This window comes from Methylorubrum thiocyanatum (assembly GCA_014138645.1).
In the GTDB taxonomy this organism is placed as follows: Bacteria; Pseudomonadota; Alphaproteobacteria; order Rhizobiales; family Beijerinckiaceae; genus Methylobacterium; species Methylobacterium thiocyanatum.
In genome coordinates, this window is the sequence record JACJIB010000007.1 from 106,546 (window position 1) to 131,113 (window position 24,568).

22 protein-coding genes are annotated in these 24,568 nt (G+C 69.4%); 8 read left to right on the forward strand and 14 right to left on the reverse strand.

Features of this window, described 5'->3' with window-relative positions; genetic code table 11:
• Positions 1 to 12: 12 nt before the first annotated feature.
• The gene (locus tag HNR51_RS19270) at positions 13 to 459 is read right to left on the reverse strand and encodes a hypothetical protein (RefSeq protein ID WP_012453362.1); all 447 of its coding nucleotides are present in this window, start codon (positions 457 to 459) and stop codon (positions 13 to 15) included.
• A gap of 235 nt (positions 460 to 694) precedes the next feature.
• Between HNR51_RS19270 and HNR51_RS19275 the strand changes: the two genes are divergently transcribed.
• Complete coding sequence (locus HNR51_RS19275; protein ID WP_182556056.1) at positions 695 to 1,567, forward strand: alpha/beta fold hydrolase; 873 nt, start codon at positions 695 to 697, stop codon at positions 1,565 to 1,567.
• Positions 1,568 to 1,588: 21 nt separating this feature from the next.
• Here HNR51_RS19275 and HNR51_RS19280 read toward each other — a convergent pair whose 3' ends face one another.
• The 3 genes from HNR51_RS19280 to HNR51_RS19290 form a co-directional block, all read right to left on the reverse strand.
• Positions 1,589 to 2,419 carry a DUF7946 domain-containing protein gene (locus HNR51_RS19280; RefSeq protein WP_182556057.1) on the reverse strand — a complete coding sequence of 277 codons (831 nt, stop codon included), beginning with the start codon at positions 2,417 to 2,419 and terminating at the stop codon, positions 1,589 to 1,591.
• A 196-nt stretch (positions 2,420 to 2,615) separates the two neighbouring features.
• Positions 2,616 to 5,516 carry a PAS domain S-box protein gene (locus tag HNR51_RS19285; protein ID WP_182556058.1) on the reverse strand — a complete coding sequence of 967 codons (2,901 nt, stop codon included), beginning with the start codon at positions 5,514 to 5,516 and terminating at the stop codon, positions 2,616 to 2,618.
• A 117-nt stretch (positions 5,517 to 5,633) separates the two neighbouring features.
• Positions 5,634 to 6,539, reverse strand: coding sequence for a helix-turn-helix transcriptional regulator (locus HNR51_RS19290; protein ID WP_182556059.1), 906 nt, complete (start codon positions 6,537 to 6,539; stop codon positions 5,634 to 5,636).
• Between the two features lie 161 nt (positions 6,540 to 6,700).
• Between HNR51_RS19290 and HNR51_RS19295 the strand changes: the two genes are divergently transcribed.
• Entirely contained in the window at positions 6,701 to 7,279 is a 579-nt protein-coding gene (locus tag HNR51_RS19295) for a DUF308 domain-containing protein (RefSeq protein ID WP_182556060.1), read from the forward strand.
• Positions 7,280 to 7,465: 186 nt separating this feature from the next.
• Positions 7,466 to 8,245 (forward strand): alpha/beta fold hydrolase, encoded by a 780-nt coding sequence (locus HNR51_RS19300; RefSeq protein ID WP_182556061.1) that lies wholly within the window; start codon positions 7,466 to 7,468, stop codon positions 8,243 to 8,245.
• A 73-nt stretch (positions 8,246 to 8,318) separates the two neighbouring features.
• Here HNR51_RS19300 and HNR51_RS19305 read toward each other — a convergent pair whose 3' ends face one another.
• From HNR51_RS19305 to HNR51_RS19320, 4 genes are all read right to left on the reverse strand, one after another.
• The gene (locus HNR51_RS19305; RefSeq protein ID WP_182556062.1) at positions 8,319 to 10,409 is read right to left on the reverse strand and encodes a hypothetical protein; all 2,091 of its coding nucleotides are present in this window, start codon (positions 10,407 to 10,409) and stop codon (positions 8,319 to 8,321) included.
• A gap of 85 nt (positions 10,410 to 10,494) precedes the next feature.
• Entirely contained in the window at positions 10,495 to 13,326 is a 2,832-nt protein-coding gene (locus HNR51_RS19310) for a DUF4159 domain-containing protein (RefSeq protein ID WP_182556063.1), read from the reverse strand.
• Positions 13,327 to 13,339: 13 nt separating this feature from the next.
• Positions 13,340 to 14,254, reverse strand: a complete 915-nt coding sequence (locus HNR51_RS19315) for a DUF58 domain-containing protein (protein WP_182556064.1) — start codon at positions 14,252 to 14,254, stop codon at positions 13,340 to 13,342.
• Positions 14,255 to 14,265: 11 nt separating this feature from the next.
• On the reverse strand, positions 14,266 to 15,276 hold the full coding sequence (locus HNR51_RS19320; protein WP_182556065.1) for an AAA family ATPase: 1,011 nt from the start codon (positions 15,274 to 15,276) through the stop codon (positions 14,266 to 14,268).
• Positions 15,277 to 15,478: 202 nt separating this feature from the next.
• Between HNR51_RS19320 and HNR51_RS19325 the strand changes: the two genes are divergently transcribed.
• The 5 genes from HNR51_RS19325 to HNR51_RS19345 all read left to right on the forward strand — a co-directional run bounded on the left by HNR51_RS19325 (position 15,479) and on the right by HNR51_RS19345 (position 18,863).
• Positions 15,479 to 15,895 (forward strand): PaaI family thioesterase, encoded by a 417-nt coding sequence (locus tag HNR51_RS19325; protein WP_182556066.1) that lies wholly within the window; start codon positions 15,479 to 15,481, stop codon positions 15,893 to 15,895.
• A gap of 116 nt (positions 15,896 to 16,011) precedes the next feature.
• Entirely contained in the window at positions 16,012 to 16,605 is a 594-nt protein-coding gene (locus tag HNR51_RS19330; RefSeq protein ID WP_182556067.1) for a DUF1285 domain-containing protein, read from the forward strand.
• A complete protein-coding gene (locus HNR51_RS19335; RefSeq protein ID WP_182556068.1) occupies positions 16,602 to 17,285 on the forward strand; it encodes a CoA pyrophosphatase in 684 nt (227 codons plus the stop codon). The genes HNR51_RS19330 and HNR51_RS19335 overlap by 4 nt, the downstream gene beginning before the upstream one ends.
• A gap of 58 nt (positions 17,286 to 17,343) precedes the next feature.
• On the forward strand, positions 17,344 to 17,601 hold the full coding sequence (locus HNR51_RS19340; RefSeq protein WP_182556069.1) for a DUF6111 family protein: 258 nt from the start codon (positions 17,344 to 17,346) through the stop codon (positions 17,599 to 17,601).
• Positions 17,598 to 18,863, forward strand: coding sequence for a CCA tRNA nucleotidyltransferase (locus HNR51_RS19345; RefSeq protein ID WP_182556070.1), 1,266 nt, complete (start codon positions 17,598 to 17,600; stop codon positions 18,861 to 18,863). The genes HNR51_RS19340 and HNR51_RS19345 overlap by 4 nt, the downstream gene beginning before the upstream one ends.
• Positions 18,864 to 19,202: 339 nt before the next feature.
• Here the strand turns inward: HNR51_RS19345 and HNR51_RS19350 are convergent, their stop codons facing one another.
• From HNR51_RS19350 to atpA, 6 genes are all read right to left on the reverse strand, one after another.
• Complete coding sequence (locus HNR51_RS19350) at positions 19,203 to 19,733, reverse strand: YjaZ family protein (RefSeq protein ID WP_182556071.1); 531 nt, start codon at positions 19,731 to 19,733, stop codon at positions 19,203 to 19,205.
• Between the two features lie 97 nt (positions 19,734 to 19,830).
• Positions 19,831 to 20,232, reverse strand: coding sequence for a F0F1 ATP synthase subunit epsilon (locus HNR51_RS19355; protein ID WP_012453378.1), 402 nt, complete (start codon positions 20,230 to 20,232; stop codon positions 19,831 to 19,833).
• Between the two features lie 25 nt (positions 20,233 to 20,257).
• Complete coding sequence (locus HNR51_RS19360) at positions 20,258 to 20,509, reverse strand: hypothetical protein (RefSeq protein ID WP_012453379.1); 252 nt, start codon at positions 20,507 to 20,509, stop codon at positions 20,258 to 20,260.
• A 21-nt stretch (positions 20,510 to 20,530) separates the two neighbouring features.
• A complete protein-coding gene (gene atpD / locus HNR51_RS19365) occupies positions 20,531 to 21,985 on the reverse strand; it encodes a F0F1 ATP synthase subunit beta (protein ID WP_012453380.1) in 1,455 nt (484 codons plus the stop codon).
• A gap of 25 nt (positions 21,986 to 22,010) precedes the next feature.
• Complete coding sequence (locus tag HNR51_RS19370) at positions 22,011 to 22,898, reverse strand: F0F1 ATP synthase subunit gamma (protein WP_182556072.1); 888 nt, start codon at positions 22,896 to 22,898, stop codon at positions 22,011 to 22,013.
• 91 nt (positions 22,899 to 22,989) lie between these two features.
• Complete coding sequence (gene atpA / locus HNR51_RS19375) at positions 22,990 to 24,519, reverse strand: F0F1 ATP synthase subunit alpha (RefSeq protein ID WP_012453382.1); 1,530 nt, start codon at positions 24,517 to 24,519, stop codon at positions 22,990 to 22,992.
• Positions 24,520 to 24,568 lie beyond the last annotated feature (49 nt).

Genomic DNA, 24,568 nt, shown 5'->3' on the forward strand with positions numbered 1-24,568 from the left:
CGGCGCAGCCGGTCAGCGCTGGATGCGCCGTCCCGGCAGGCGGGGCACCACCGTGCCGCGCTTCTCCACCGGCGCGTCGCAGGCATAGGCGAACTCGGTCTGGAGGTCGCTGAACACGGTCTCGCCGGTGATCTTGCAATCCTCACGCACGGTCTCATCGAGATAGGTGCGCGCCGCGGTGCGGAAGCGCGCGGCCCGGGTCTCGGCCGGCGGACGGCCGGCGCCGAGCTGGCCGACATCGCAGCCCGTCACCTCGCGCAGGGCGTTCGAGACCACCAGCACCCGGCGGCGCTGGCGGTTGTCGTAGATCTCGTAGGGCTCGTTGCAGCCGATCGTCACGACCTGCGGCACTTGGCTGACATAGGTCTGCGAGATGTAGCCGAAGCCGGTACAGCCCGAGAGGGCGAGGCTGCCGCCCAATACGAGCGGGAGCGCGAACCGCCGAACCGTCGTCGCCATCGGGCGCCTCATCCGCGTGCCATCTCCCGCGCCATCCTCCGCGAACGGCAGGAACGGGCGCATTGAAACAGTCCAGCTTGCCCGGTCAAGCCGGCGCGTCCGAACTTGTCGCCGCCGGCCCCGCGCGCAGGGCTGCGGCGGCGGCCGGAACGGAGCCTGGGGGCTGCCGCGTTGCCCCGGCGGCACACAGTACGGCACAGTACGGCACAGTGCATCACGGGGAGCGCGGGCGGGCATGGTGGAGATCCGGCACGAGACGGTGACGGCGAACGGCGTGCAGCTGCACGTCGCCCGGGCGGGCGCCGGCCGTCCCCTGGTCCTGCTGCACGGCTGGCCGGAATTCTGGCTGACCTGGGAGCCGGTGATGGCGCGGCTTGCCGACCGTTTCAGCCTGATCGCGCCGGATCTGCGCGGCTTCGGCGCCAGCGAGAAGCCCGATCCCGGCCCCTCGGACAGGGCCGGCCCGGAGGTCCACGCCGCCGATCTGGTCGGCCTGCTCGATGCCCTGGGCCTGGAGCGCGTCGGCGTCGTCGCGCACGATGTCGGCGCCTCCGTCGGGCAGGCCCTCGGCCGAGCGAACCCGGACCGGCTCACCGGCCTGTTCTTCTTCGACTGCCCCTATCCCGGCATCGGCCCGCGGCTGGCCCGACCGGAGATGCTGGCCGAGATCTGGTACCAATCCTTCCACCTCAAGCCGTTCGCGGCCGGGGTGGTCGGCGCCAGCCGCGAGAGCTGCCGCGCCTATATCGGCCATTTCCTGAGCCACTGGGCCGGCGGGAATCCCTCCGCCTTCGACGACGTGCTCGACGCCTTCACCGACAACTTCCTCGTGCCCGGCAACCTGCAAGGCGGCTTCAACTGGTATCTGAGCCAGCAGGCGGAACGGCTCGCGATGGTGCGGGGCGAGGCGCCCGCGCTGCCGCCGATCCGCGTGCCGACCTGCATCCGCTGGGGCACGCGGGACCCGCTCTTCCCCTACGAATGGACCGACCGCCTCGGCGAGACCTTCTCGGATCTCGACCTCGCCCCGTTCGAGGAGACCGGGCACTTTCCGCACCGGGAGCGGCCGGATCAGGCGGCTCGACATATTACGAGGTTTTTCACATAGCGTCAAAAATGGTAAACAAATCTAAGGCCTTACCTCTTGCGCATCAAAAACAATATATCTTTTTACAACCCCGTCCTGGTCAGCTTCTATTGTATAACTTATCGAAACCTCACTACCGGATATGCCGAATTTTTTTGAACTGTATCTTTGCAAACTTCCCGCAAGAGCAGACAAAGTGTTGGGAGATGCTTCGCGCGGAACACGTATTGGAACAGTCCGCTCAAGTTCAATATCAAATATGCGCCCATTTCTAGTATTAACATTCAGCATGCCACAGCTCACAATTTTCTGCCTAAGAGTAGGATCCTCTACTTTGGTTGTTAAATACCTCTTAGACCTGTCGTTAAATGTTATGATGTTGTTACTGCCACTAATAATATTGATACTGCCGGCGCCGTGATTTATAACAGAATGCGCCCGAATAAGAGAGGGCTGCACGGCCTCACCGAGCGCTTCCAGCTCACCTGCCCTGTTTGCCAGAAGATTTTTAAGTTGATCAGTCTTTGGCTTGTGATCGCTCCCAATGATTCTCTTGAATATCAATTCGATAGCATCTTTTAGAAACGCACCGAACACACCGACAGCAACAGTACCATAAAGAGTTGTCGTTGCGACAGTGTCTTTATCAGTAAATAAAGAATAAATTGCTTCAAAGCTACCCTCCCGAGGGGGATGGATATATATTCTTGCCATATTATTGAACGGATACTTTTTTCTCACCGTTCCCGTAACGAGGTAATGACTTGTCAAAGTCAATGCGCGAGATAATCCATCAATAGATTGAGATCCCTCAAAAGCAGGAAGTATGTGGCGTTCAGCTACACCGCCTTCAAATTTCGCTATGATTTTCACGTTTTGGCTCTAACCCCAGAGACCAATCTATTTACAGTAGCAAATATCGATTCTGCGAGCCTCGAAGAACGAGAAAGTTGATTTTCGTGTGGAAACCGAGGCGCAAGCTTCACAGGATCGAAAACATAGCCAAATGTTAATTTTGCGATGGAATGACAGAAGCCGTGGCCATGCTTAATTATAAAATATGTTATGATTATCCCCGCGAAATGATCTCCCGGATGCGCAGGCCCAGAGTCTCGACCACGAAGGGCTTGGTCAGCACCGCCATGCCGGGCTCCAGATGGCCGTTGCCCACCGCCGCGTTCTCGGCGTAGCCGGTGATGAACAGCACCTTGAGGTCGGGCCGCGACACCCGGGCCGCATCGGCCATCTGGCGGCCGTTCATGCCGCCGGGGAGCCCGACATCGGAAATCAGCAGGTCGATGCGCACATCCGATTGCAGCACCTTCAGGCCCGACGCGCTGTCGGCGGCCTCGATCGCGGTGTAGCCGAGGTCTTCCAGCACCTCGGTCACCAGCATCCGCACGGTCGGCTCGTCATCGACCACGAGCACCGTCTCGCCCCGTTCGGCGCGGGGCGCGTCCACCAGCGTCCCGAGCGAATCGGGCTCATGCGCCTCGCCGTGATAGCGGGGCAGGTAGATGCAGACCGTCGTGCCCTGACCGAGTTCGGAATAGATCCGCACCTGCCCGCCCGTCTGCTTGGCAAAGCCGTAGATCATCGACAGGCCGAGCCCCGTCCCCTGGCCGGTGGGCTTCGTGGTGAAGAACGGGTCGAACGCCTTGGCCCGCACGTCCGGGCTCATGCCGGTGCCGGTGTCGGTCACGCATAGAGACAGGTACTGGCCGGGCGGAACCTCGTGCTGGCGCGCGGCGTGCGCGTCGAGCCACGTGTTGGCGGTCTCGATGGTGATGCGCCCGCCCTCTGGCATCGCATCGCGGGCGTTGATGCAGAGGTTCAGCAGCGCGTTCTCGAGCTGGGGCGGATCGACCAGGGAGGGCCAGAGACCGGCCGCGCCCACCACCTCGATGGTGACCGTGGGGCCGACCGTGCGCCGGATCAGATCCTCCATCCCCATCACCAGCCGGTTCACGTCGGTGGGTCGCGGGTCGAGGGTCTGGCGTCGTGAGAAGGCGAGCAGGCGGTGGGTCAGCGACGCGGCGCGCTTGGCCGCCCCTTGCGCGGCGCCCATGTAGCGGTCGACGTCCTTGAGCCGGCCTTGGGCAATCCGGGTCTGCATCAGCTCCAGGCTGCCCGAGATGCCGGCGAGCAGGTTGTTGAAGTCGTGGGCGAGCCCGCCGGTGAGCTGGCCCACCGCCTCCATCTTCTGGCTCTGACGCAGGGCCTCCTCGGCCTCGGCCAGCGCCCGCGCCTGCTCCCGGATCGCGGTGACGTCGCGCACCGAGGCGTAGATGAGGCCGTCGCGCGGCACGGTGTTCCACGAGAACCAGCGGTAGCCGCCGTCGCGGGTGCGGTAGCGGTTCTCGAAGCCGAGCCGCATCTCGCCGCGGGCGAGGTCGGCGGCGGCGGCGAGCGTCCGCTCCCGATCCTCGGGATGGACGAAATCGAGGAAGGGGGCGGCCTTCAGCTCGGCCTCGCTCCAGCCCAGCGTGGCGCTCCAGGCCGGGTTGAGGCTGACGAAGCGGCCATCGAGATCGGCCACGGCCAGGAGGTCGCTGGAGGCCTGCCAGATCTGGTCGCGCTCGGCGGTGCGCGCGGCGACCTGCTCCTCCAGGGTCTCGTTGAGCCGGCGCAGGAGCACGATGGCCCGGTCGCGCTCTTCCGCGACGGCGCGGCGCTCCTCCACGTCGATCAGGACGCCGGGGAAGCTCAGCGGCGTGCCGTCGGGCGCGTGATCGACCCGGCCGTTGGCCTCGATCCAGTAATAGCGCCCGTCCGCCTGCCGCACCCGGTACTGGTGGGCGTAGGCGCCGCCGCGGGCGATGGCGGCGTTGATCGCCTGCGCCAGCCCGGCCTTGTCGTCGGGATGGACCGTCTCGACCACCTGAGCGAGGCTCAGGCCCTCGCGGCCGAGCGCCGGATCGAGGCCGAAGGTGCGGGCAAAGGCCTCGTCCACGGTGAAGCGGTCGGTGGGCAGGTCCCAGAACCACGTGCCGACGATCGCGCCCGCCGAGAGCGCGAGCTGGACCCGCTCGGCATTGACCCGGGCCAGCGCCTCGCTCTCCCGCAGCCGCCGCTCGACCTCGATCCGCTCGGTCACATCGAGTTCGGCCACGACGCCGCCGACGATGGTGCCCGCGCGGTCGCGGATCGGCGCGGCGTTGTTGAGGAACAGCCGCCGCCCGCCGCCGTCGAAGCGCTCGATCTCCACGAGTTCGCCGCGCACGGTCTCGCCGTGCAGCAGGGCGCGGGCCATGCCCCATTCCTCGGCGCGCAGGCGCTCGCCGGTTTCCGGCCAGTAGCCGACCCAGTCGCCGTAACCCTCCCAGCTCGCGGTTTCCGGCGGGATGCCCCAGATCTCGCGGTTGGCGGCGTTGTCGCGCACGATCCGCCCGTCCGCGTCGGCGATGATCACGCCGACCGGAAGCCGCTCCAGCGTCGCCGAGAGCAGGGATTCGCTGCGGCGCAGGGCCGCCTCGCTCTCCCGCTGCAGGGTCTCGGTGCGGACGCGCTTGGTCGTCTCGTTGGTGAAGATGAACAGGCCGGCGATGCGGCCCTCGCCGTCGAGCACCCGCGAGTAGGAGAAGCTCCACCAGGTCTCGGCCTCGCCCCGGTCGGTGGCGAGCTTCCACGGCAGATCCTCGAAGCGGCGGCTCTTCCCGGCGAAGGCGTCGTCGATGATCGGCTTGGCCTGGTCCCAGCCGTCGGCCCAGACCCGGTCGAAGCGCTCGCCCATGGCCCAGGACAGGCGCGGCCCGAGCAGCGGGAAGTAGGTGTCGTTGAAGAAGAAGTGCAGGTCCGGTCCCCAGGCCAGGATCATGCTCTCGGGCGAGTTCAGGATGAGGCTCAGCGCCGTGCGCAGCGACTCGGGCCAGGTCTGCGGGAGCCCGAGCGGGTGATCCGACCAATCGCGCTCGGCGATCATGCGGGCGGCCTCGCCGCCGCCGGCCAGAAACGGGAGGGATTCGGTCATCGCGCCGGGCATCGCACAGGTCGTGCCCGGCCACCAGAGCTTAGGGGTGTTCCGGTTCGGATGCGCGCCGATCCGGCCGGGCGAGGCCGACCCGATGCCGTTCGGCCGGTCGTGATTCTAGGCGTGAGGCCGCTCCTCGCCCGGCGCGGGCGTTTCGTTCCGCGGTGGGTAGCCGAACAGGGCCTTGTAGGCACGGCTGAAGGCGGATTCGGACTCGTAGCCGACCCGCAACGCGATCTCGCCGACCCGCGCCTCGCCCGTGGCGAGCATGGCCCGCGCGAGGTTGAGCCGCCACTCGTTCTGGTAGCGCAGGGGCGAGCGGCCGACGAGCGCGGCGAAGCGTTCACAGAAGCTCGACCGCGACATGCCGGCCGCGTCGGACAGGGCGTCGAGGCTCCATCGCTGCAGCGGCCGCTCGTGCACGACCTTCAGCGCCCTGGCGATGCGGGCGTCGGACAGCCCTCCCAGCCATCCGGTGGTGTGCCCGCGTTGCACCCATGTCCGGAGGGTGCGGATGACGATCACGTCGATGATCCGCGAGATCATCAGGGCCGCGCCGGGCTCGTCGTCGGTCACCTCGACCATGAGGAAGGGCACGATGCCGTCGAGCCAGCCCGCCCCCTCCGCGTGCCGGATATGGATGCGCTCGGGCAGGGCCGCGACCATGCCGCGCAGGCTGTGCGGATCGAACCAGAACCGGCACACGATCACCGACGCCTGCGCCCGGGGCGCGACCAGCCGCGCCCCGCCGAGCCCATGGGGAAGCAGCAGGAGATCGCCCCTCTCGATCACGACCGGCGGCTCGCCCGCGTCCTCGATGTGAAGCGCGCCTTCGGCGAGCACCAGGACATGCGCCGCCCCGGCCTCCAGATCCAAGCTTTCCGACGCCGCGATGTCGTGCGGGCGAACGTGGTCCCCGGTCAGCCGGATCTGCGCCAGCACATGCGAGAGGAGATCGCCGGAGACGCCGCTGCGCGGTCCGACATCCGGAAGATCGGTCAAGTTTTCCAGAGATCCGGTCATGGGTGTCGTCGGCCCCCGGCTGTACACATGTCCCCTGACACAGCGCGCAACGCCCTGAAGAGACGCCTCTTTCTCGCAAGCCGCCATTCCTGTCGGCCGGTTTGCCCTGTCGTCGCCCGCTGCCCCGAGCCTGTCACGGTACGCATATGAAGGATACGCCGATGCCGATCGTCCAGCTTTCCCAGCGTGATACCGCGCGCTGGCTGAGTTCCTATTACTTTCTCCGTGCCGGCGTCTCCGTCGGCTGGGTGGCGGCGGCCCTCACCGTCGGACGGGCCGCGCCGCCCGCCGCGGCAGCGCTTCTGGTCGCCTATCCCGCCTGGGACGCCGCCGCCAATCTCATCGACGCGCGGCGCAGCGGCGGGCTGGCCGCCAATCCCAGCCAGTCCCTCAACGCGGCGGTCAGCGGCGCCGTCGCCGTTGCGGTCGCCCTCGCGCTCGGCTGGAGCCTCCACGCGGTGCTGGCGGTCTTCGGCGTCTGGGCGATCCTCTCCGGCCTGCTGCAGCTCGTCACCGGCCTCCGCCGCTGGAAGGCGGGTGCCCAGTGGGCGATGGTGCTGAGCGGGGCCCAGTCGACGCTCGCGGGCGGGTTCTTCGTCACGCTGGCCGCGGGCGCCGCGTCCCCCGGCATCACGGATATTGCGCCCTACGCCGCGTTCGGTGCCTTCTACTTCCTCGTCTCGGCCGTGTGGCTGCGGCTGGCGATGATCCGAAAGGCATCGGCCGAACGCCTCGCCTGACGAGTGTGCGCAACGACGGGGGATGCGGGCCGGTGAGACCGCAAGCGTCGGGGCGCCGCGGACAGGCCGTCGGGCCCCCTTCCCGCCGGCAGGCACCGGCGGGCGGAAACGGCCGGGACGTCCACGGCGCCGGAGGCCCGTCGGGCGCGAGTCGCAACGATATCGATCCCGAGAGGAGCTGCTGGCATGTTGACCCGCCGAACCCTGAACCGATCCCTCGCGGCCATCATCGCGGCGGCTTTGCTGCCCGGACCGAGCCGAGCCGAGGACGCGCCGCGCGCGCGCAATGTCGTGCTCGTGCACGGCCTCTTCGCCGACGGCTCGTGCTGGTCGGAGGTGATCCCCCGGCTGCAGGCGGCGGGCCTCACCGTCACCTCGGTGCAGAATCCGCTGACCACCTTCGACGAGGCGCTCGCCTCCACACAGCGCGTGCTGGCCCGGCAGGACGGGCCGACCGTCCTGGTCGGGCATTCCTTCTCCGGGATGATCGTCACCGAGGCCGGCGCCGATCCGAAGGTGACGGCTGTGGTCTACGTCGCGGCGCGGGCTCCCGATGCCGGTGAGGATTACGCGGCTTTGGCCAAGACCTATCCGACGCCGCCGGCCTCGGCCGGGATCGTCTTCGACGGCGACGAGGGACGCCTCACCGAAGCCGCCTTCCTGAAGGACTTCGCCGGCGACCTGCCCCCGGAGCGGGCGAAGGTGCTGTTCGCCGTCCAGCAGCCGTTCCGCAAAGGACTGCTCACGGCACGGACGACACAGGCCGCGTGGCGCTCGAAGCCGAGCTTCTACGCCGTGTCGACGGAGGATCGGACGATCAACCCCGACCTTCAACGCTTCATGGCCGAGCGGATGAAGGCGCGGACGATCGCGCTGGCCGCGAGCCATCTGGCGCTGATCTCGCAGCCGCAGGCGATCGCGGACCTCATCCTCGAAGCCGCCGGACAGCCCCGACAGCACCCGTGAGCCGCGCTCGCAAAGAAGGCGGGTCAACCAGAGACGGCGGGACGCCGGCCTGATGCCATCAGGCCGAGACGCCCTAAGTGGCGCGCCCGCGCCGCCCCTCGACCAGCCACATCGCCAGCACGGCGGCGGCGAGCGCGGCCAGCGCCCATAGGCCGATGCCGAGCGGATAGACCTCGACGCCGCGGATCGTGGCGCTGTCGCTCGGGCGGAAGCCGATCCAGTCGGCGCCGCCGAGCCGTCCGCCGCGGGTGATCTGGAGGCGCGGCACCTCGATGCCGCCACCGGAGCCCGCCACCCGGCGCACGGTGCCGCCGGAGCCCTCGGCCACGCCTTTGAGGCGCTCGGTGTCGCTGAACACGTCGGCGAGTTCGCGCGGATTGGCCGGGCCGACGCTGACGAAGGCGACGAGGTTGCCCGAGCGGATCGTGTGCAGCCCGAGGCTCTCCGCCTCGAAGGTCGCGGTGAACAGACCGGTCTCCGCCTTCGACAGGTCGAGGCTCCGCTCCTTGCCGGTCGGGCCGGTGATCGTGACGGGACCCGCCTCCTCGGCCATGGTCTGGCGCTCGACGCGGACTTCGCGGCCGCGCCCGGTGGTCTGAGCGCGCAGAGCCTCCTCTTCGAGCGCCGGCTCCTTCATCAGCCAGTGGGCGAGGCGCCGCAGCAGGTCGAGATAGGGGCCGCCCTGCTGGTAGCCGCGGGCCCAGAGCCAGGCCTGATCCGACAGCATCAGGGCGACGCGGCCCTTGTCCTCGCGGGAGAGGGCCAGCAGCGGCAGGCCGTTGGCGCCGGACAGGATCGGCTGCACCCCTGCCCGGGTCTGGGCCGAGATGATGCGCAGCCAGTCGCCCCAGGCCGGCGGGGTCGCCTCCGAACCCGGCAGCGCCCGAGTGACGGGGTGGCGGTGTCCCGTCTCCGTGAGCGTCGCCTTGAACGGCTGCTCGACCACCTTGGTCGAGGGATCGCCCGGCAGGATCGAGGCGAGCCGGGTACGGGCGAGGCTGGCGGGACCGGCGAATTCCGGCCCGGCGGCGATGAGCAGCGCCCCGCCCTCGCGCACGTAGCGGACGATGTTGTCGAAATAGGCCGACGGCAGCACGCTCTGGTTGGCGTAGCGGTCGAAGATGATGAGATCGAAGTCCTTGATCTTCTGGACGAACAGCTCGCGGGTCGGGAAGGCGATCAGCGACAGTTCGGAGATCGGGGTCCCGTCCTGCTTCTCCGGCGGCCGGAGAATCGTGAAGTGGACGAGATCGACGGAGGCGTCCGACTTCAGGAGGTTGCGCCACGTGCGCTCGCCCTGGTGCGGCTCGCCGGAGACGAGCAGCACCCGGAGCTTTTCGCGGATGCCCTCGATCGGGAGCACCGCGCGGTTGTTGACCGTGGTGAGTTCGCCCGGCAGCGCCTCGACCTCGATCTCGACCACGTTCGGGCCGCCATGCTCGATATGCGTGGTGAGCGAGAACGGCACGCCGGTCGCGATACTCTGCCGGTCGATCTCCTCGCCGTCGCGGCGCACGGTGACGACCGCCGTACCGGTGCCGCCGCGCTCCATCACCTCGGCACGCAGGGTCACGTCCTTGCCGACGATGCCGAAGCGGGGGGCTTCCAGCATCTTGATCTGGCGGTCGCGCTCGTCCGGGCGGCCGGTGACGAGGACGTGCAGCGGCGCCTTCAGCCCGAGGGTGGCCAGCGAGGCGGGGATGTCGTGGACCACGCCGTCGGTGAGCATCACCACACCGGCGATCCGCTCGGGCGGTACGTCGGCGAGCGCCTGGGTCAGCGCGGTGAACAGCTTGGTGCCGTCGTCGCCCTCCGAGCCTTGCGCGTCGCCGACCTCGATGAAGCGGGGCTCGATGTTGGCGAGCGCGCCGAAGCGGCGTTCCAGCTCGGCCTTGACCGCGTCGGTCATCGCCGGGCGGTCGCCCAGCGTCTGCGAGCCGGAGCGATCGACGACGATGGCGGCCACGTCCTTCACCGGGTCGCGGTCCTCGCGCACCAGCGAGGGGTTGGCCAGCGCAAGGAGGACGAGGCCGAGCGCCACCGCCCGCAGCAGCGCCGTGCGCCCGCGGGCGAGGACGGCCAGCACGGCGAGGATCGCGGCGAGCACGCCGAAGGCGGCGAGAACCGGCCAGGGGACGAGGGGCGTGAAGCTGAGGCTCAGCATGGGGCGGGGCCTTCAGAAGGAACCACAAAAGTCCCTCTCCCCGCGTGCGGGGAGAGGGGGAACCACGCGGAAAACCCAGCGGCCATCACTGTCCCAACCGCTCCAGCAGGGCCGGCACGTGGACCTGATCGGCCTTGTAGTTTCCGGTCAGCGTGTAGATCACGATGTTGATGCCGCCGCGAAACGCCATTTCGCGCTGCCGCTGGTCGCCGCTCACGGGATAGAGCGGCTCGCCGTTGCGGCCGAGAGCCCAGGCGGCGGCAAGGTCGTTGCCGGTGATGATGATCGGGGTGACGCCGTCACCGGCTCGGGCCGGGCGGCGCTCGCCGCCCTCGCCCGCGGGCGGGATCGTCTCGACCCAGGTCTGGCCGGTGCTGAGGCGGCCGGGGAAGGAATCGACGAGGTAGAACGCCTTGGTGAGCACGTGGTCCGGCGGCACCGGCTCCAGCTCCGGCACTTCCAGCGTCGCCAGCATCTTGCGCAGATAAGCCGTCTCCGGGGTCGGCGGACCGCCTGCGCGGGCGGTCTGGGCGTCGCGGGTGTCGAAGATCACCGTGCCGCCGTTGCGCATGAAGGCGTCGATCTTGCGGATCGCGGCCTCGCTCGGCTGCGGGCGCCCGGCCACGATCGGCCAGTAGATCAGCGGGTAGAAGGCGAGTTCGTCCTTCTCCAGGTTCAGGCCCGCGGGCTCGCCGGGCTCCAAGGCGGTGCGGGCTGCGAGCATCTGGCTCAGGCCCGACAGGCCGGCCCGGCTCGCCGCATCGGTCGCGGCGTCGCCCGTGACGACGAAGGCGAGCCGGGTGGCCAGCGCCGATTCGATGCCGTTCGGCCGGTTGGCCGGCGGCTCCTGCGCCCGGGCCGGGGGGGGCGCGAGGACGAGGGCGAGACCGAGCAGCACCGGCAGGAGCCAAGCGGCGGGAGCCGCCCGGCCGCCGGCGCGGCCGAAGCTCCGGAAAAACCCGCCGAGCCAGAGTCCGGCCAGGGTGTCGAGGGCGAGCAGGGTCAGCGCGAGGCTGAACAGCAGCGCGCGCAGATCCAGCGTCTCGGCCCCGGCAAGCGACCCCGTGCGGGCGCCCTTCAGTCCGGTGAAGTCGAGGGGTTCGAGCCGGTCGCCGGGCACCAGGGCGTTCACGGCGATGCCGCCTTCGGCCGTGCCGTAGAAGCCCGGCGGATGCTCGGGTCCGGCCCGGTCGGCGAAGTCGGCCGGCACGGCGGTGGCGCTGGCAGGCGGGGAACCCAGCGCGCCGAAGCCGTCGAGCGTCAGGCGCGGGGCAAGCAGCGCGGCCTTGGACTGCCGCCCGTCGCCCTCGCCGAGCTTGGCCGAGGGGCCGGCGAGCCCGACGACCCGGCGCAGCATGTCCACGAACAGACCCGACAGGGGCAGGTTCGACCACGTGGTGTCGGCGGTGACGTGGAACAGCACCACGAGTCCCTGCCCGCGCTTTTCCGCCGTGACGATCGGCGTGCCGTCCTGCAACGAGGCCCAGGTCCTGCCCGGCAGGTCGCCATCGGGCTCGGCCAGGATCTGGCGGCGCACGCCGATGTCGGTCGGCGGGTTCAGCCCGGCAAACGGGCTCTCGGGCGCGAAGGCCGCGAGCGTCTTCGGCCGGTCCCAGGAGAGGGTGCCGCCGAGCGAGCGCCCGCCGCGGCGCAGGCGCACCGGCACGAGCGGGTCGTTGCCGGCAGCGAGCCGGGGCCCGGCGAAGCGCAGCAGCAGGCCGCCCTCGTCCACGAACTTTTCCACCCGCGCGAGGGTGCGGTCGTCGAGGGCGCCGACATCGGCGAGCGCCAGCACCGAGACCTGATTGTCGAGCATCTGGCCGATGGATTCGGCGGTGCCCTGTCCGCCGCGGGGCTGCTGCACGTCGGCGAAGGGGGTCAGCGCCTTGGCGAGGTAGTAGGTCGGCGCCAGCAGGGGCTGGGCCTGATCGAGCGTGCCGCCGAAGACGAGGCCGACCCGGCGGCGCTTGCCGCGCTCGTCCATCAGCACCACGGCACCGGCCGAGTGCTCGCCCTCGATCTCGAGCCGGGCGATGGCGTTGCGCAGTTCCACCGGCAGATCGAAGCTCACACTCGTCTCCCGCGCCTCCGGCGCAAACGTGAAGCGGCTCTCGGCGAGGGGCAGACCCTTCTGGTCGAGGGCGCGCACCAGCCCGGCATCGCGGCCGTTGCCTTGCGCCCGCAGCACCTGCGCCGAGAGCTTCTCGCCCGGCTGCATCGGCGAGCCTTCGAGGGCCAGCGCCGGGGAGCGCTCGGCCTTCAGCACGGTCACCGCGCTGCCGTGGCGGCTCGCCAGCTCACCGAGGGATGTCGCGAAATCCGCCGCGCCAACGCCGCGCACGCCGTCGCTGATCCAGACGAGGGAGGCGCCCGGCATCCGTTCCAGGAAGGTGCCGATCGAGGCCAGATGCGCGCCGCGGTCGCCGAGATGCGGGCGCGGCTTGATCGCCCGCAGGCGCTCGAGTGCGGCGGCCGGGGCCTTCGCCTCGAAGGGGGCCGGCGCGTCCGCGCTCGCGACCAGGGCCACCGGGCGCCCGTCGCGGGCGGCGGCCTCGATCTCGTCGGTGGCCGCGCGCAGGCGGTCGCGCCAATCGAAGGCCGAGACGAAGCCGTTGTCGAGGATGAGGAGCAGGGGTTCGCGCCCCGCGGCGGCGCCGATGCCGCCGGGATTCCACACCGGCCCGGCCACCGCGAGGATCAGGCAGGCAGCGGCGAGGATGCGTAAGGCCAGCAGCCAGGGCGGGGTGCGGGCCGGGGTCTCGCGCTTCGGCAGCAGGTCGGCGACGAGCGCCAGCGGCGGGAAGGCGATGCGGCGCGGGCGCGGCGGCGTGACCCGCAGCAGCACCCACAGGGCCGGCAGCGCGACCAGCGCGGCGAGCGCGAGGGGAGCGGCGAAGGTGAGCGGAACTCCGAGCAATGCGGTTCGCCTTTCAGCCGAGCCCGCGCGCGGCGGCGACGAGGGTGAGGACGCGCAGGGCCGCCTCGCTCGCCGGCCGGTCGGTGCGGTGGATCGTCAGCGTCCAGCCCCGCTGTCGGGCGATCTCGGACAGGCCGTCGCGATGGGCCGCGATCCGGCTTCGATAGGCCTCGCCCCAGGCGCCGGCCTCGCCGATATCGAGGCTCAGGCCCCCTTCCGGATCGTGCAGCACCGCCTGACCGGTGAAGGGGAAGGTCTCCTCCACCGGATCGGCCACCAGCACGAGATGGCCGCGGTTGCCGTGGACGGAATTGGCCTGCACCGCTTCCCGCACCCGGTCGAGCGGGGTGAGGAAGTCGCTCACCAGCACCACCTCGTCGAAGCGGCCGGGGCGGGCGGGGGGCGGCCGATCCTGGGTGAGGCCGGCCCGGTCGTTGACGAGCGCCTGGGCCAGGGTCTCGACGATGCCGCGCGAGGCGCTGGCGCGGGTGAGACCGAGCAGGCCGACGCGCTCGCCGCCTTCCACGAAGGTATCGGCCAGCGCCAAGCCGAGCACCAGGGCCCGCTCGACCTTGGAGGTCTGGGCGAGATCCGAGGCGAAGCCCATGGAGGCGGAGCGGTCGATCCAGATCCAGATGTTGTGGGCGGCCTCCCACTCGCGCTCGCGCACGTAGAGCCGGTCGTCGCGGGCCGAGCGGCGCCAGTCGATGCGGGCCGCCGCCTCGCCGGTGACGAAGGGGCGGAACTGCCAGAAGCTCTCGCCCGGCCCCGCGCGGCGGCGGCCGTGCAGGCCGTGCGCCAGGGTGCCGGAGACCCGGCGCGATTCGAGCACGAGCCGCGGCATCACCTCGGCCAGCGCCAGGGCACGGCCGGTCTGCGCCCCGCCGGGGCGGCGGCTCTCGGCCTCGAAGAGCCGGGTGGAGGCCATCCGCGCCGAACTCAGAGCTTGGCGGCGAGCTGGCCGATCAGGCCGGTCACCGTCTCGCCGTCGGCGCGTGCGGCGAAGATCACCGCCATGCGGTGCTTGAGCACCGGCTCGGCGAGCGCCTTCACGTCGGCGACGGAAGGGGCGACCCGGCCCTCGATCAGCGCGCGGGCGCGCACGGCCAGCGTCAGCGCCTGACTGGCGCGGGGGCCGGGCCCCCACAGCAGTTTCTTCGCGACACTCGGATCGCCGCCCTCGGGACGGGCGGAGCGGACGAGATCGAGGATGGCATCGACCACGGCATCGCCCACGGGCAGGCGCCGCACGAGGCGCTGCGCGGTGAGAAGTTGCTCGGTGTTCATCACCGCTCGGGCGTGGGTGTCCTCGACGCCGGTGGTCTCGATCAGGATGCGGCGCTCGGCGGCGCGGTCCGGGTAGCCGACATCGATCTCCAGCAGGAAGCGGTCGAGTTGCGCCTCGGGCAGCGGATAGGTGCCCTCCTGCTCGATCGGGTTCTGCGTCGCCAGCACGTGGAAGGGGCGCGGCAGGTCGTGGCGCTCGCCCGCCACCGAGACGAAGTGCTCCTGCATCGCCTGGAGCAGGGCCGATTGCGTGCGCGGGCTGGCGCGGTTGATCTCGTCGGCCATGAGGAGCTGGGTGAAGACCGGCCCCTTCACGAAGCGGAAGGAGCGGCGGCGCTCGGCATCCTCGTCGAGGATTTCGGTGCCGAGGATGTCGGAGGGCATCAGGTCGGGCGTGAACTGCACCCGGCGGGCGTCGAGGCCGAGCACGGTGCCGAGCGTCTCGACCAGCTTGGTCTTGGCCAGACCGGGGAGACCGACGAGCAGGCCGTGGCCGCCGGCCAGGATGGTGATCAGGGCGAGATCGACGATCTTCTCCTGGCCGAAGATGACGCCGTGGATCGCCTCCCGTGCCTGCCCGATCGCCGCGAGGCAGGTCTCGGCGGTGGCGACGATCCCGTCGTCGAGGCTCGTCGTGCTGGCCGGTCCGGCGCCCTGTGCCATGAAGTGGAACCCTACGATGACCGGGCGCGAAAGGCCCGAAAGTGCCTGAGTCTGGCGCCGAACGCGGGCCGAACGCAAGCGCGGCGCTGCCGCGCGACAGATCGGCACTATATGGCGGGCCGGACGGGCAGAGCAGGATGCCCGCGACATCGTGCATCGCGGGCGAGGTTTTCGCCCTGCGGCGCGGGAGGCGAGAGAGCGGATGACCGACGAGGAGCGCGCAGCCTTTCCCGACGGATGGGAGGCTTTCACCGATCCGGGCTTCATCGCCCATGTCGGGCCGGTCTATCACCGCACCGTCGCGGGCACGAAGGAGTTCGCCTTCCGCACCGACGAGCGGCACGGCAACCTCGTCGGCATCGTCCATGGCGGCATGCTGCTCACCTTCGCCGACCGGGCGCTCAGCATCGTCGTGCGCGAGGCCTGCGACGGGGCGCGGGCCGTGACCATCGAGATGTCGAGCCAGTTCGTCGGCGCGGCGCAGATCGGCGATCTCGTCGAGACCGTGCCGGAGATCGTGCGGAAGACCGCGTCCCTCGTCTTCGTGCGCGGTACGCTGACCAGCGGCGGCCGGCCGCTGGCGGCGGTGACGGGGATCTGGAAGGTTCTGAGGGACTAGAGCATCGTCCCGGATATCGGATCCGGGACGATGCTCTAGGCTCTTGTTTTTTCATCGTCTTTTTCCGAAAGCCGGCAACCACCTTTCGGGACGATGCTCTAGACGGGCGACAAGTCATGACCCAATCCGCCTCCGACGATCCGGCCCTCGCCCGCCTCAGCGCCGCCCTCGGCGAGATCGGCAAGGATAGGGCCAAGCGCGGGCCGCCGCCGGTGGAGCGTTGGAACCCGGAGCATTGCGGCGCGATCGACATCCGCATCGCTGCCGACGGCACATGGTTCCACAACGGCTCGGCGATCCGGCGGCCGAAGCTCGTCACGCTGTTCGCCTCGATCCTGCGCAAGGAGCCCGACGGCTCGACCGTGCTCGTCACGCCGGCCGAGAAGGTGCGCATCCAAGTGGACGATGCGCCGTTCACCGCGGTCGAGATGGCGGTGGAGGGCGAGGGCGAGGCGCGCCGCCTCGCCTTCCGCACCAACGTGGACGACCTCGTGCCGGCCGATGCCGAGCACCCCTTGCGCTTCGAGGATGGGGCGGAGGGCCTGAAGCCCTATCTCCACGTGCGCCGCGATCTCTGGGCCCTGGTCAGCCGTCCCCTGACCTACGATCTCGTGGAGATGGGCGAGGAGCGCACGATCGACGGGCAGCGATGGTTCGGCCTCTGGGCCGGAGGGCATTTCCACCGCATCGCTCCGGCGGAGGCCGCGTGAGGCTGCCCGAAGGCGCCGTCGGCACGCCCGCGGACGATCCCGGTCTCGGTGCCGTCCTCGATGTCTTCCTCGCGCGGGCGGAAACCCGCCTGAGCCATGTGCCGCCGGGGCCGGGCGTGCCCCTGTCGAACCCGCGCGGCGACCACGACCTCCAGCCGGAGGGTTTTTCCGTCGCGCCGGCCACGCCGCATCGCCCGGCGGCGGTGCTGGTGCCGGTGATCGACCGTCCCGAGGGGGTGACGCTGCTGTTCACGAAGCGGGCGGCGCATCTGCGCGACCATTCGGGGCAGGTCGCCTTTCCCGGCGGCAAGGTCGATCCCGAGGACACCTCGCCGATCGACACGGCCTTGCGCGAGGCGCGGGAGGAGATCGGGCTGGAGAGCGAGGCGGTGCGCCCGCTCGGCTATCTCGATCCCTATCTCTCGGGGACCGGCTTCCTCGTGGTGCCGGTGGTCGGCCTCGTGTCGCGCGCGGCCGTGCTGCGCCCGAACCCGGCGGAGGTGGCGGCCTGTTTCGAGGTGCCGCTCCCCTTCCTGATGGACCCGGCGCGGCATCTCGTCCGTTCGGCGGAATGGAAGGGCCGGACGCGCTATTTCTACGCCATCCCCTTCGCGGAGCACCTAATCTGGGGCGTCACGGCGGGGATCGTGCATAACCTCTACGAGCGCCTCTACGCTTAAGGGCGTCCTCTCCAAACGCCCCAGCGACCGCCGACCCCGCCGCAGATCGCAAGCCTCGATGCTCCGCCTCGTCCTCCAAGAGATCCTCCTGTTCTCCCTGCCCTTCCTGGCCTTCGCCGCGTGGCTGCTGTTCGCCCGGCGCTCGCCGCTCGACCATGCGGCGTGGAAGCCGCAATGGACGCGGCTGGTCCTGGCCGGGCTGTTCGTCGTCATCGCCTCCCTCGTCATGACCGGGCTGACCGGGCAGCGCACGAAGGACGGCTACGAGCCGCCGCGCTACGAGAACGGCCGGCTGGTGCCGGGGCATTTCCGGTGATCGCCGACGCGCTTCCCCCGCCCCTCGATGTGGACGGCCCCGCCCGCCTTCTGGCGCGGGCGGGCGTGCAGGCCTGCCTCGCGGCGCTCGACGCACCGGGCGAGGCGACGCGCCTCGTCGGCGGCTGCGTGCGCGACGCGCTGCTCGGGTCGATCGTGAGCGACATCGACCTCGCCACCACGCTCCTGCCGGAGGTGGTGATGGAGCGGGCCGGCGCCGCCGGGATCAAGGCGGTGCCCACAGGCATCGAGCATGGCACGATCACCCTCGTCGTGAGGGGCGAGCCGCACGAGGTGACGACCCTGCGCGAGGATGTGGAGACCGACGGGCGCCACGCGGTGGTGCGCTTCGGCCGCGACTTTTCCCGCGATGCCGAGCGGCGCGACTTCACCATCAACGCGCTCTCCCTCGATGCGCGGGGGCGCCTGCACGACACGACGGGAGGCGTCGCCGACCTCGCCGCCGGCCGGGTGCGTTTCATCGGCGACGCCGCGACCCGCCTGCGCGAGGACGCCCTGCGGCTCCTGCGCTTCTTCCGCTTCCACGCCCGCTACGGGCGCGGCGCGCCGGATGCCGAGGGTCTCGCCGCCGCCATCGCCGCCCGGGACAGCCTCGACCGGCTCTCGCGGGAACGGGTGCGGGCCGAATTCCTGAAACTGCTGCTCGCGCCCCGCGCCGTCGCGGCGGTGGCCACCTTGAGCGAGACCGGCCTGCTGCTGCGCATCCTCGGGGGCATCGGCGAACTCGGCCGGCTCGCGCGCGTCGCCGGGGCGGAGCCGGCTCTGGATGCGACGGCCCGCTTCGCGGCGCTGGCCGTGCGCACCAGCGAGGATGCGGACCGGCTTCAGGCGCGTCTGCGTCTGTCGCGGGCCGAGCATGCGCGCCTGACCGGCTATGCCGCGGCGCTGGCAGCCCTCCACGACCGGCCCGACATCGCGGCGGAGGCGGTGCCGGCCCTGGTGGCGATCCACGGCGCCGAACCGCTGCGGGAAGCGCTGATCGCGCTGGACGGCGAGCCGCGCCCGCGCGTGACGGCGGAGGCGCGTGCGAACCTCGACCGGATGGCTCGTGCAGGCACCCGACCGGTCTTCCCCCTGACCGGCGCCGACCTCGTGGCGCGTGGTCTGCCGCCGGGCCGGGGGGTCGGCCTGGGCCTCAAGGCGGCCCGTGAACTCTGGCTCGCCGAGGGCTGCCCGGACGATGCGGAGGCGCGGGAACGGTTGATCGCGCGGGCGCTGGAGGCTGCCAAGGAATCGAAGTGATTGGCTTCGAGCGCCGCTGCGCGTTCGGGCCACGTGCCGTTCGGGGATGGCCGAGGAGGCAAAGCGGTTGAACTCCGAGCGCCAACCCTTATTATCCCGATCAACGGGGACGGATCGCCTGAGACAGCCCCGGGCCGCCGATACGGGCAACCGCTTCGGTCCACGCGCAACGCGAGATACTCAAGGGCTTCGGCGAGTGATAACCCCTCCTCCCCCGGAGCGAGGGGTTTTTCATATCGAGAGCATCATCCCGAAAGGTGGTTTCCGGCTTTCGGAAAAAGATGATGCAAAGACGAAAGCTTAGACCATCGTGCTGGATCCGATATCCAGCACGATGGTCTAGCGGCGGGCCTGGGGCCGGATCGGCTCGCCCCGGTAGACCTTGGCGCAGAGGATCGGGAAGCTGATCTTGGTCGTGCCCACCAGAATCGCCTGCCGGTCCGATCGCGGATATGCGCTCTCTACGACCAGCAGCAAGCGCTGCCGTCCGCCGGCTTGTGCCCGGCGCAGATGAAAATAGATCGGGTAGTGACGGCCGTCCGGTAGCACCACGTTCGCCAAGTACACATAGTTTCGGTCCGTCGGCGTGAGGTACACGGCCGCCGTCGGCAATGCATCGATCAGGTCCGGCAGCTTCCGTGAAAGCGCGTGCCTCTCGGGATCGTAGGCGCGTCGGCGCTTGTGGTCCCAGATGAGGTGCTTGGGATCGTGCAGCCCGTCCTTGAAATCGACCGTGAAGCAGTGGTTCGTGAACTTCACCTCGATCGCGAGCTCACGATTCAGCTTCTTGACGAAGAACACCAACTCACGCGGTTCGAGGTGAGCGAGGTCGAGGCTCAAGCCATCGATCGTGTGTTCGAAGTAGGACATGGACGTCGGATCGAAAGACGGCCGGCACATGCGCCGAGCCATGAAAAAAGGGCGCCGGTTTCCCGGCGCCCTTCGAAGATCGATATGTTCGCGAAACTCAGAGGCTCAGCGTGTGCTTGGCTTCCTGCATCTGAACGATCTGGGCGTTCAGCGCCTCGCGCCTGGCAAGGTCCTGCGTCGCGTCGCGAGCCAGTTCCGCCGCCTCGATCTCCTTGTCGATCATGGCGGGGGTCAGTTCCTCGATCGGCGCGGCGCGCTCGGCGAGCACCGTCACGGAGGTCGGACCGATATCGGCGAAGCCGCCCTGGACGTAGATGCGCTTGCCGTTGCCGGCGGTCTCGGTGACGGTGATGACGCCGACCTTGAGGGTGGTCAGCACCGGCGCGTGGCCCGGCAGCACGGTCATCTCGCCCTCGGCGCCGGGAAGCTGCACCGCCTCGACCTCGCCGGAATACAGCGTCCGCTCGGGGCCGACGAAATCGAAGTGGAAGGTGGCCATCGTCAGATAAGTCCCGATTGTGGTGTCAGCGACGGCCGCGGTCGGCGACGAAGCCCGCCCCGAAGCCGACGACGGCGCCGATCAGGGCGAAGAGCCCGACATGCTGGAGCTGCCCCGAGGTCAGCGCCCCGCCCCGCGCGCCCGCCGTCGAGTCCTTGTCCTGGATCTCGACGCTGAGCGGACCGAGCTTGATCTCGGCGGCCTGAGGCCGGGTCAGGTAGCCGACAAGGCCCCCGACCACGAGGCCGACGAGGAGGAGAACGACCTTGGCGTTCACGGGCAGTCCCCGAAGCGTGCCTTAGGCGGCGAGCTTCTTGGCCTTCTCCTGGGCCTCCTCGATGGAGCCGACCATGTAGAAGGCGGCCTCCGGCAGATCGTCGTACTTGCCCTCGACCAGGCCCTTGAAGCCCTTGATCGTGTCTTCCAGCGCGACGAGCTTGCCCGGCGAGCCGGTGAACACCTCGGCGACGTGGAACGGCTGGCTGAGGAAGCGCTCGATCTTGCGGGCGCGGGCCACCGTCAGCTTGTCCTCTTCCGACAGCTCGTCCATGCCCAGGATCGCGATGATGTCCTGGAGCGACTTGTAGCGCTGCAGGGTCTGCTGGACGCGGCGGGCCACGTCGTAGTGCTCCTCACCGAGGATCGCCGGGGAGAGCATGCGCGAGGTGGAGTCGAGCGGGTCGACCGCCGGGTAGATGCCCTTCTCGGCGATCGAGCGCGAAAGCACGGTCGTGGCGTCGAGGTGGGCGAACGAGGCGGCGGGCGCCGGGTCGGTCAGGTCGTCGGCCGGCACGTAGATCGCCTGCACCGAGGTGATCGAGCCCTTGGTCGTGGTGGTGATGCGCTCCTGCAGCGCGCCCATGTCGGTGGCCAGCGTCGGCTGGTAGCCCACCGCGGAGGGGATGCGGCCCAGAAGCGCCGACACCTCGGAGCCCGCCTGCGTGAAGCGGAAGATGTTGTCGACGAAGAAGAGCACGTCCTGGCCCTCGTCGCGGAACTGCTCGGCGATGGTCAGGCCGGTCAGCGCCACGCGGGAGCGGGCGCCGGGCGACTCGTTCATCTGGCCGTAGACCAGCGCGCACTTGGAGCCCTCGGCCGAGCCGTTGTTCTCCTTGGGGTTCTTGTTGACGTTGGACTCGATCATCTCGTGGTAGAGATCGTTGCCCTCACGCGTCCGCTCGCCGACCCCGGCGAACACCGAGTAGCCCGAGTGCGCCTTGGCGATGTTGTTGATCAGCTCCATGATCAGCACGGTCTTGCCGACGCCGGCGCCGCCGAACAGGCCGATCTTGCCGCCCTTGGCGTAGGGGGCGAGGAGGTCGACGACCTTGATGCCGGTGACGAGGATCTGCGCCTCGGTCGACTGCTCGTCGTAGGACGGGGCCGGCTGGTGGATGGCGCGGTAGGTGTCGGCCTCGATCGGGCCGGCCTCGTCGATCGGCTCGCCGATGACGTTCATGATGCGGCCGAGGGTGTTGTGGCCGACCGGCACCCGGATCGGCGCGCCGGTGTCCGAGACCTCCTGGCCGCGCACGAGACCTTCCGAGGTGTCCATGGCGATGCAGCGGACGGTGTTCTCGCCGAGCTGCTGGGCCACCTCGAGCACGAGGCGGTTGCCCTGGTTCTTGGTCTCCAGCGCGTTCAGGATCTCCGGCAGGTAGCCGTCGAACTGCACGTCCACGACCGGGCCGATGACCTGGGTGATGCGGCCCTTGGCGTTGGACGCCGTGGTGGGGGAAGCGGTGTTCGCCATTGCGATGATTCCTCTTATGCGGCGGTCAGAGCGCTTCCGCGCCCGAAATGATCTCGATGAGTTCCTTGGTGATCATGGCCTGACGCGTGCGGTTGTAGATCAGCGTCTGCTTCTTGATCATCTCGCCCGCGTTGCGGGTCGCGGAATCCATGGCGCTCATGCGCGCGCCCTGCTCCGAGGCGGCGTTCTCGAGAAGCGCCCGGAACACCTGAACGGTCAGGTTCTTCGGCAGCAGCGTCTCGAGGATCGTCTCCTCGCTCGGCTCGAACTCCATCGCCGCGTCGGACCCGGCTCCCTTGGCCGCACCGTCGGTCTGCGGCAGCTCGGCCGGGATGATCTTCTGCGCGGTCGGGATCTGCGAGATCACCGAACGGAACTCGGAGTAGAACAGGGTCGCCACGTCGAACTCGCCGGCCTCGAAGCGGGCGAGGATGTCGTCGGCGATCTCGGCGGCGAAGGGATAGTCGACCGGCTTGTTGCCGCGGATGTCGCGCGAGGCGATGATTTGGTCGCGGAACTGGCGGCGCAGGACATCGAGGCCCTTCTTGCCGACCGTCATGATCTTGACGGTCTTGCCCTCGGCCATCAGCCGGTTGGCGTGGTCACGAGCGAGACGGGCGATCGAGGAGTTGAAGGCGCCAGCCAGGCCGCGGTCGCCGGTGCAGACCACGAGCAGGTGCACCCGGTCCGCGCCGGTGCCCGAGAGCAGGCGCGGGGCGCCGACGCCGCCGATCAGGTTGCCCGCGAGATTGCCGAGCACCTGGGCCATCTTCTCGGCGTAGGGACGCCCGTTCTCGGCGGCATTCTGGGCGCGCCGCAGCTTGGCGGCGGCGACCATCTGCATCGCCTTGGTGATCTTCTGCGTCGCCTTCACCGAGGTGATGCGGTTGCGCAGATCCTTCAAACTCGGCATCGGCGGATTTCCAGATCGCTCGCGGACGTCTCGGCAACGGCCGCTTCCCGATGGAAGCGGCCGTCTGGCGTTACACTTCTAATCGACCGCCTTACGCGAACGACTTGGCGATGCTCTCCACCACGCCCTTGAGCGTGTTGGCGTTGGCGTCCGACAAATCCTTGGAGTCGCGCACCGAGTCGAGCCAGTCCTGGTGCTTGGAGCGCAGCGTGCCGAGCAGCTGGTCCTCGAACTCGCGGACCTTGTTGACCGGGAGCTTGTCGAGGTAGCCGTTGACGCCGGCGTAGATCACCGCGACCTGCTCTTCCATCTTCAGCGGCGAGAATTGCGGCTGCTTCAGGAGCTCGGTCAGGCGGGCACCGCGATTCAGCAGGCGCTGGGTCGAGGCGTCGAGATCCGAGCCGAACTGGGCGAAGGCCGCCATCTCGCGGTACTGCGCCAGCTCGCCCTTGATCTTGCCGGCGACCTTTTTCATCGCCTTGGTCTGGGCCGAGGAGCCCACGCGGGACACCGAGAGGCCGACGTTCACCGCCGGGCGCACGCCCTGGTAGAACAGGTCGGTCTCGAGGAAGATCTGGCCGTCGGTGATCGAGATCACGTTGGTCGGGATGTAGGCCGACACGTCGTTGGCCTGGGTCTCGATGACCGGCAGCGCGGTGAGCGAGCCCTTGCCGGCGGCGTCGCCCATCTTGGCGGCGCGCTCGAGCAGGCGCGAGTGGAGGTAGAACACGTCGCCCGGATAGGCTTCGCGGCCCGGCGGGCGGCGCAGCAGCAGCGACATCTGGCGGTAGGCGACGGCCTGCTTCGACAGGTCGTCATAGACGATCACGGCATGCATGCCGTTGTCGCGGAAGTATTCGCCCATGGCGCAGCCGGCGAAGGGCGCGATGAACTGCATCGGCGCCGCGTCGGAGGCGGTGGCGGCGATGACGATAGAGTACTCGAGCGCGCCCTGGTCCTCCAGCACCTTCACGAACTGGGCGACGGTGGAGCGCTTCTGGCCGATCGCGACATAGACGCAGTAGAGCTTGGCGTTCTCGTCAGTGCCCGAATGGGCCGGCTTCTGGTTGAGGATCGTGTCGAGCGCGATCGCGGTCTTGCCGGTCTGGCGGTCGCCGATGATCAGCTCGCGCTGGCCGCGGCCGACGGGGATCAGGGCGTCGATCGCCTTGAGGCCGGTGGCCATCGGCTCGTGCACGGACTTGCGCGGGATGATGCCCGGGGCCTTCACGTCGACGCGGCGGCGCTCGGTCGACTGGATCGGGCCCTTGCCGTCGATCGGGTTGCCGAGACCGTCGACCACGCGGCCGAGCAGGCCCTTGCCGACCGGCACGTCCACGATGGCGCCGGTGCGCTTGACGGTCTGGCCTTCCTTGATCTCACGGTCGGAACCGAAGATCACGACGCCGACATTGTCCTGCTCGAGGTTGAGGGCCATGCCGCGCACGCCCGACTCGAACTCGACCATCTCACCGGCCTGGACGTTGTCGAGGCCGTAGACGCGGGCGATGCCGTCGCCCACCGCGAGCACCTGCCCGACTTCCGTCACCTCGGCCTCCTGGCCGAAATTCTTGATCTGCTCTTTCAGGATCGCGGAGATCTCGGCGGCGCGGATGTCCATCGTCGGGCCTCTTTAAAGGTCGGGTGCGTGTCTGTTCGGGGGTCGGGTC

Excerpts from the sequence above, each read along its gene's own strand:
- HNR51_RS19325 (WP_182556066.1), top strand. The coding sequence starts at position 15,479 with ATGACCGACGAGGAGCGCGCAGCCTTTCCCGACGGATGGGAGGCTTTC.
- HNR51_RS19340 (WP_182556069.1), top strand. The coding sequence starts at position 17,344 with ATGCTCCGCCTCGTCCTCCAAGAGATCCTCCTGTTCTCCCTGCCCTTC.
- HNR51_RS19295 (WP_182556060.1), top strand. The coding sequence starts at position 6,701 with ATGCCGATCGTCCAGCTTTCCCAGCGTGATACCGCGCGCTGGCTGAGT.
- HNR51_RS19355 (WP_012453378.1), bottom strand. The coding sequence starts at position 20,232 with ATGGCCACCTTCCACTTCGATTTCGTCGGCCCCGAGCGGACGCTGTAT.
- atpA (WP_012453382.1), bottom strand. The coding sequence starts at position 24,519 with ATGGACATCCGCGCCGCCGAGATCTCCGCGATCCTGAAAGAGCAGATC.
- HNR51_RS19270 (WP_012453362.1), bottom strand. The coding sequence starts at position 459 with ATGGCGACGACGGTTCGGCGGTTCGCGCTCCCGCTCGTATTGGGCGGC.
- HNR51_RS19290 (WP_182556059.1), bottom strand. The coding sequence starts at position 6,539 with ATGACCGGATCTCTGGAAAACTTGACCGATCTTCCGGATGTCGGACCG.
- HNR51_RS19300 (WP_182556061.1), top strand. The coding sequence starts at position 7,466 with ATGTTGACCCGCCGAACCCTGAACCGATCCCTCGCGGCCATCATCGCG.
- HNR51_RS19285 (WP_182556058.1), bottom strand. The coding sequence starts at position 5,516 with ATGACCGAATCCCTCCCGTTTCTGGCCGGCGGCGGCGAGGCCGCCCGC.
- atpD (WP_012453380.1), bottom strand. The coding sequence starts at position 21,985 with ATGGCGAACACCGCTTCCCCCACCACGGCGTCCAACGCCAAGGGCCGC.
- HNR51_RS19275 (WP_182556056.1), top strand. The coding sequence starts at position 695 with ATGGTGGAGATCCGGCACGAGACGGTGACGGCGAACGGCGTGCAGCTG.
- HNR51_RS19320 (WP_182556065.1), bottom strand. The coding sequence starts at position 15,276 with ATGGCACAGGGCGCCGGACCGGCCAGCACGACGAGCCTCGACGACGGG.
- HNR51_RS19330 (WP_182556067.1), top strand. The coding sequence starts at position 16,012 with ATGACCCAATCCGCCTCCGACGATCCGGCCCTCGCCCGCCTCAGCGCC.
- HNR51_RS19305 (WP_182556062.1), bottom strand. The coding sequence starts at position 10,409 with ATGCTGAGCCTCAGCTTCACGCCCCTCGTCCCCTGGCCGGTTCTCGCC.
- HNR51_RS19350 (WP_182556071.1), bottom strand. The coding sequence starts at position 19,733 with ATGTCCTACTTCGAACACACGATCGATGGCTTGAGCCTCGACCTCGCT.
- HNR51_RS19315 (WP_182556064.1), bottom strand. The coding sequence starts at position 14,254 with ATGGCCTCCACCCGGCTCTTCGAGGCCGAGAGCCGCCGCCCCGGCGGG.
- HNR51_RS19370 (WP_182556072.1), bottom strand. The coding sequence starts at position 22,898 with ATGCCGAGTTTGAAGGATCTGCGCAACCGCATCACCTCGGTGAAGGCG.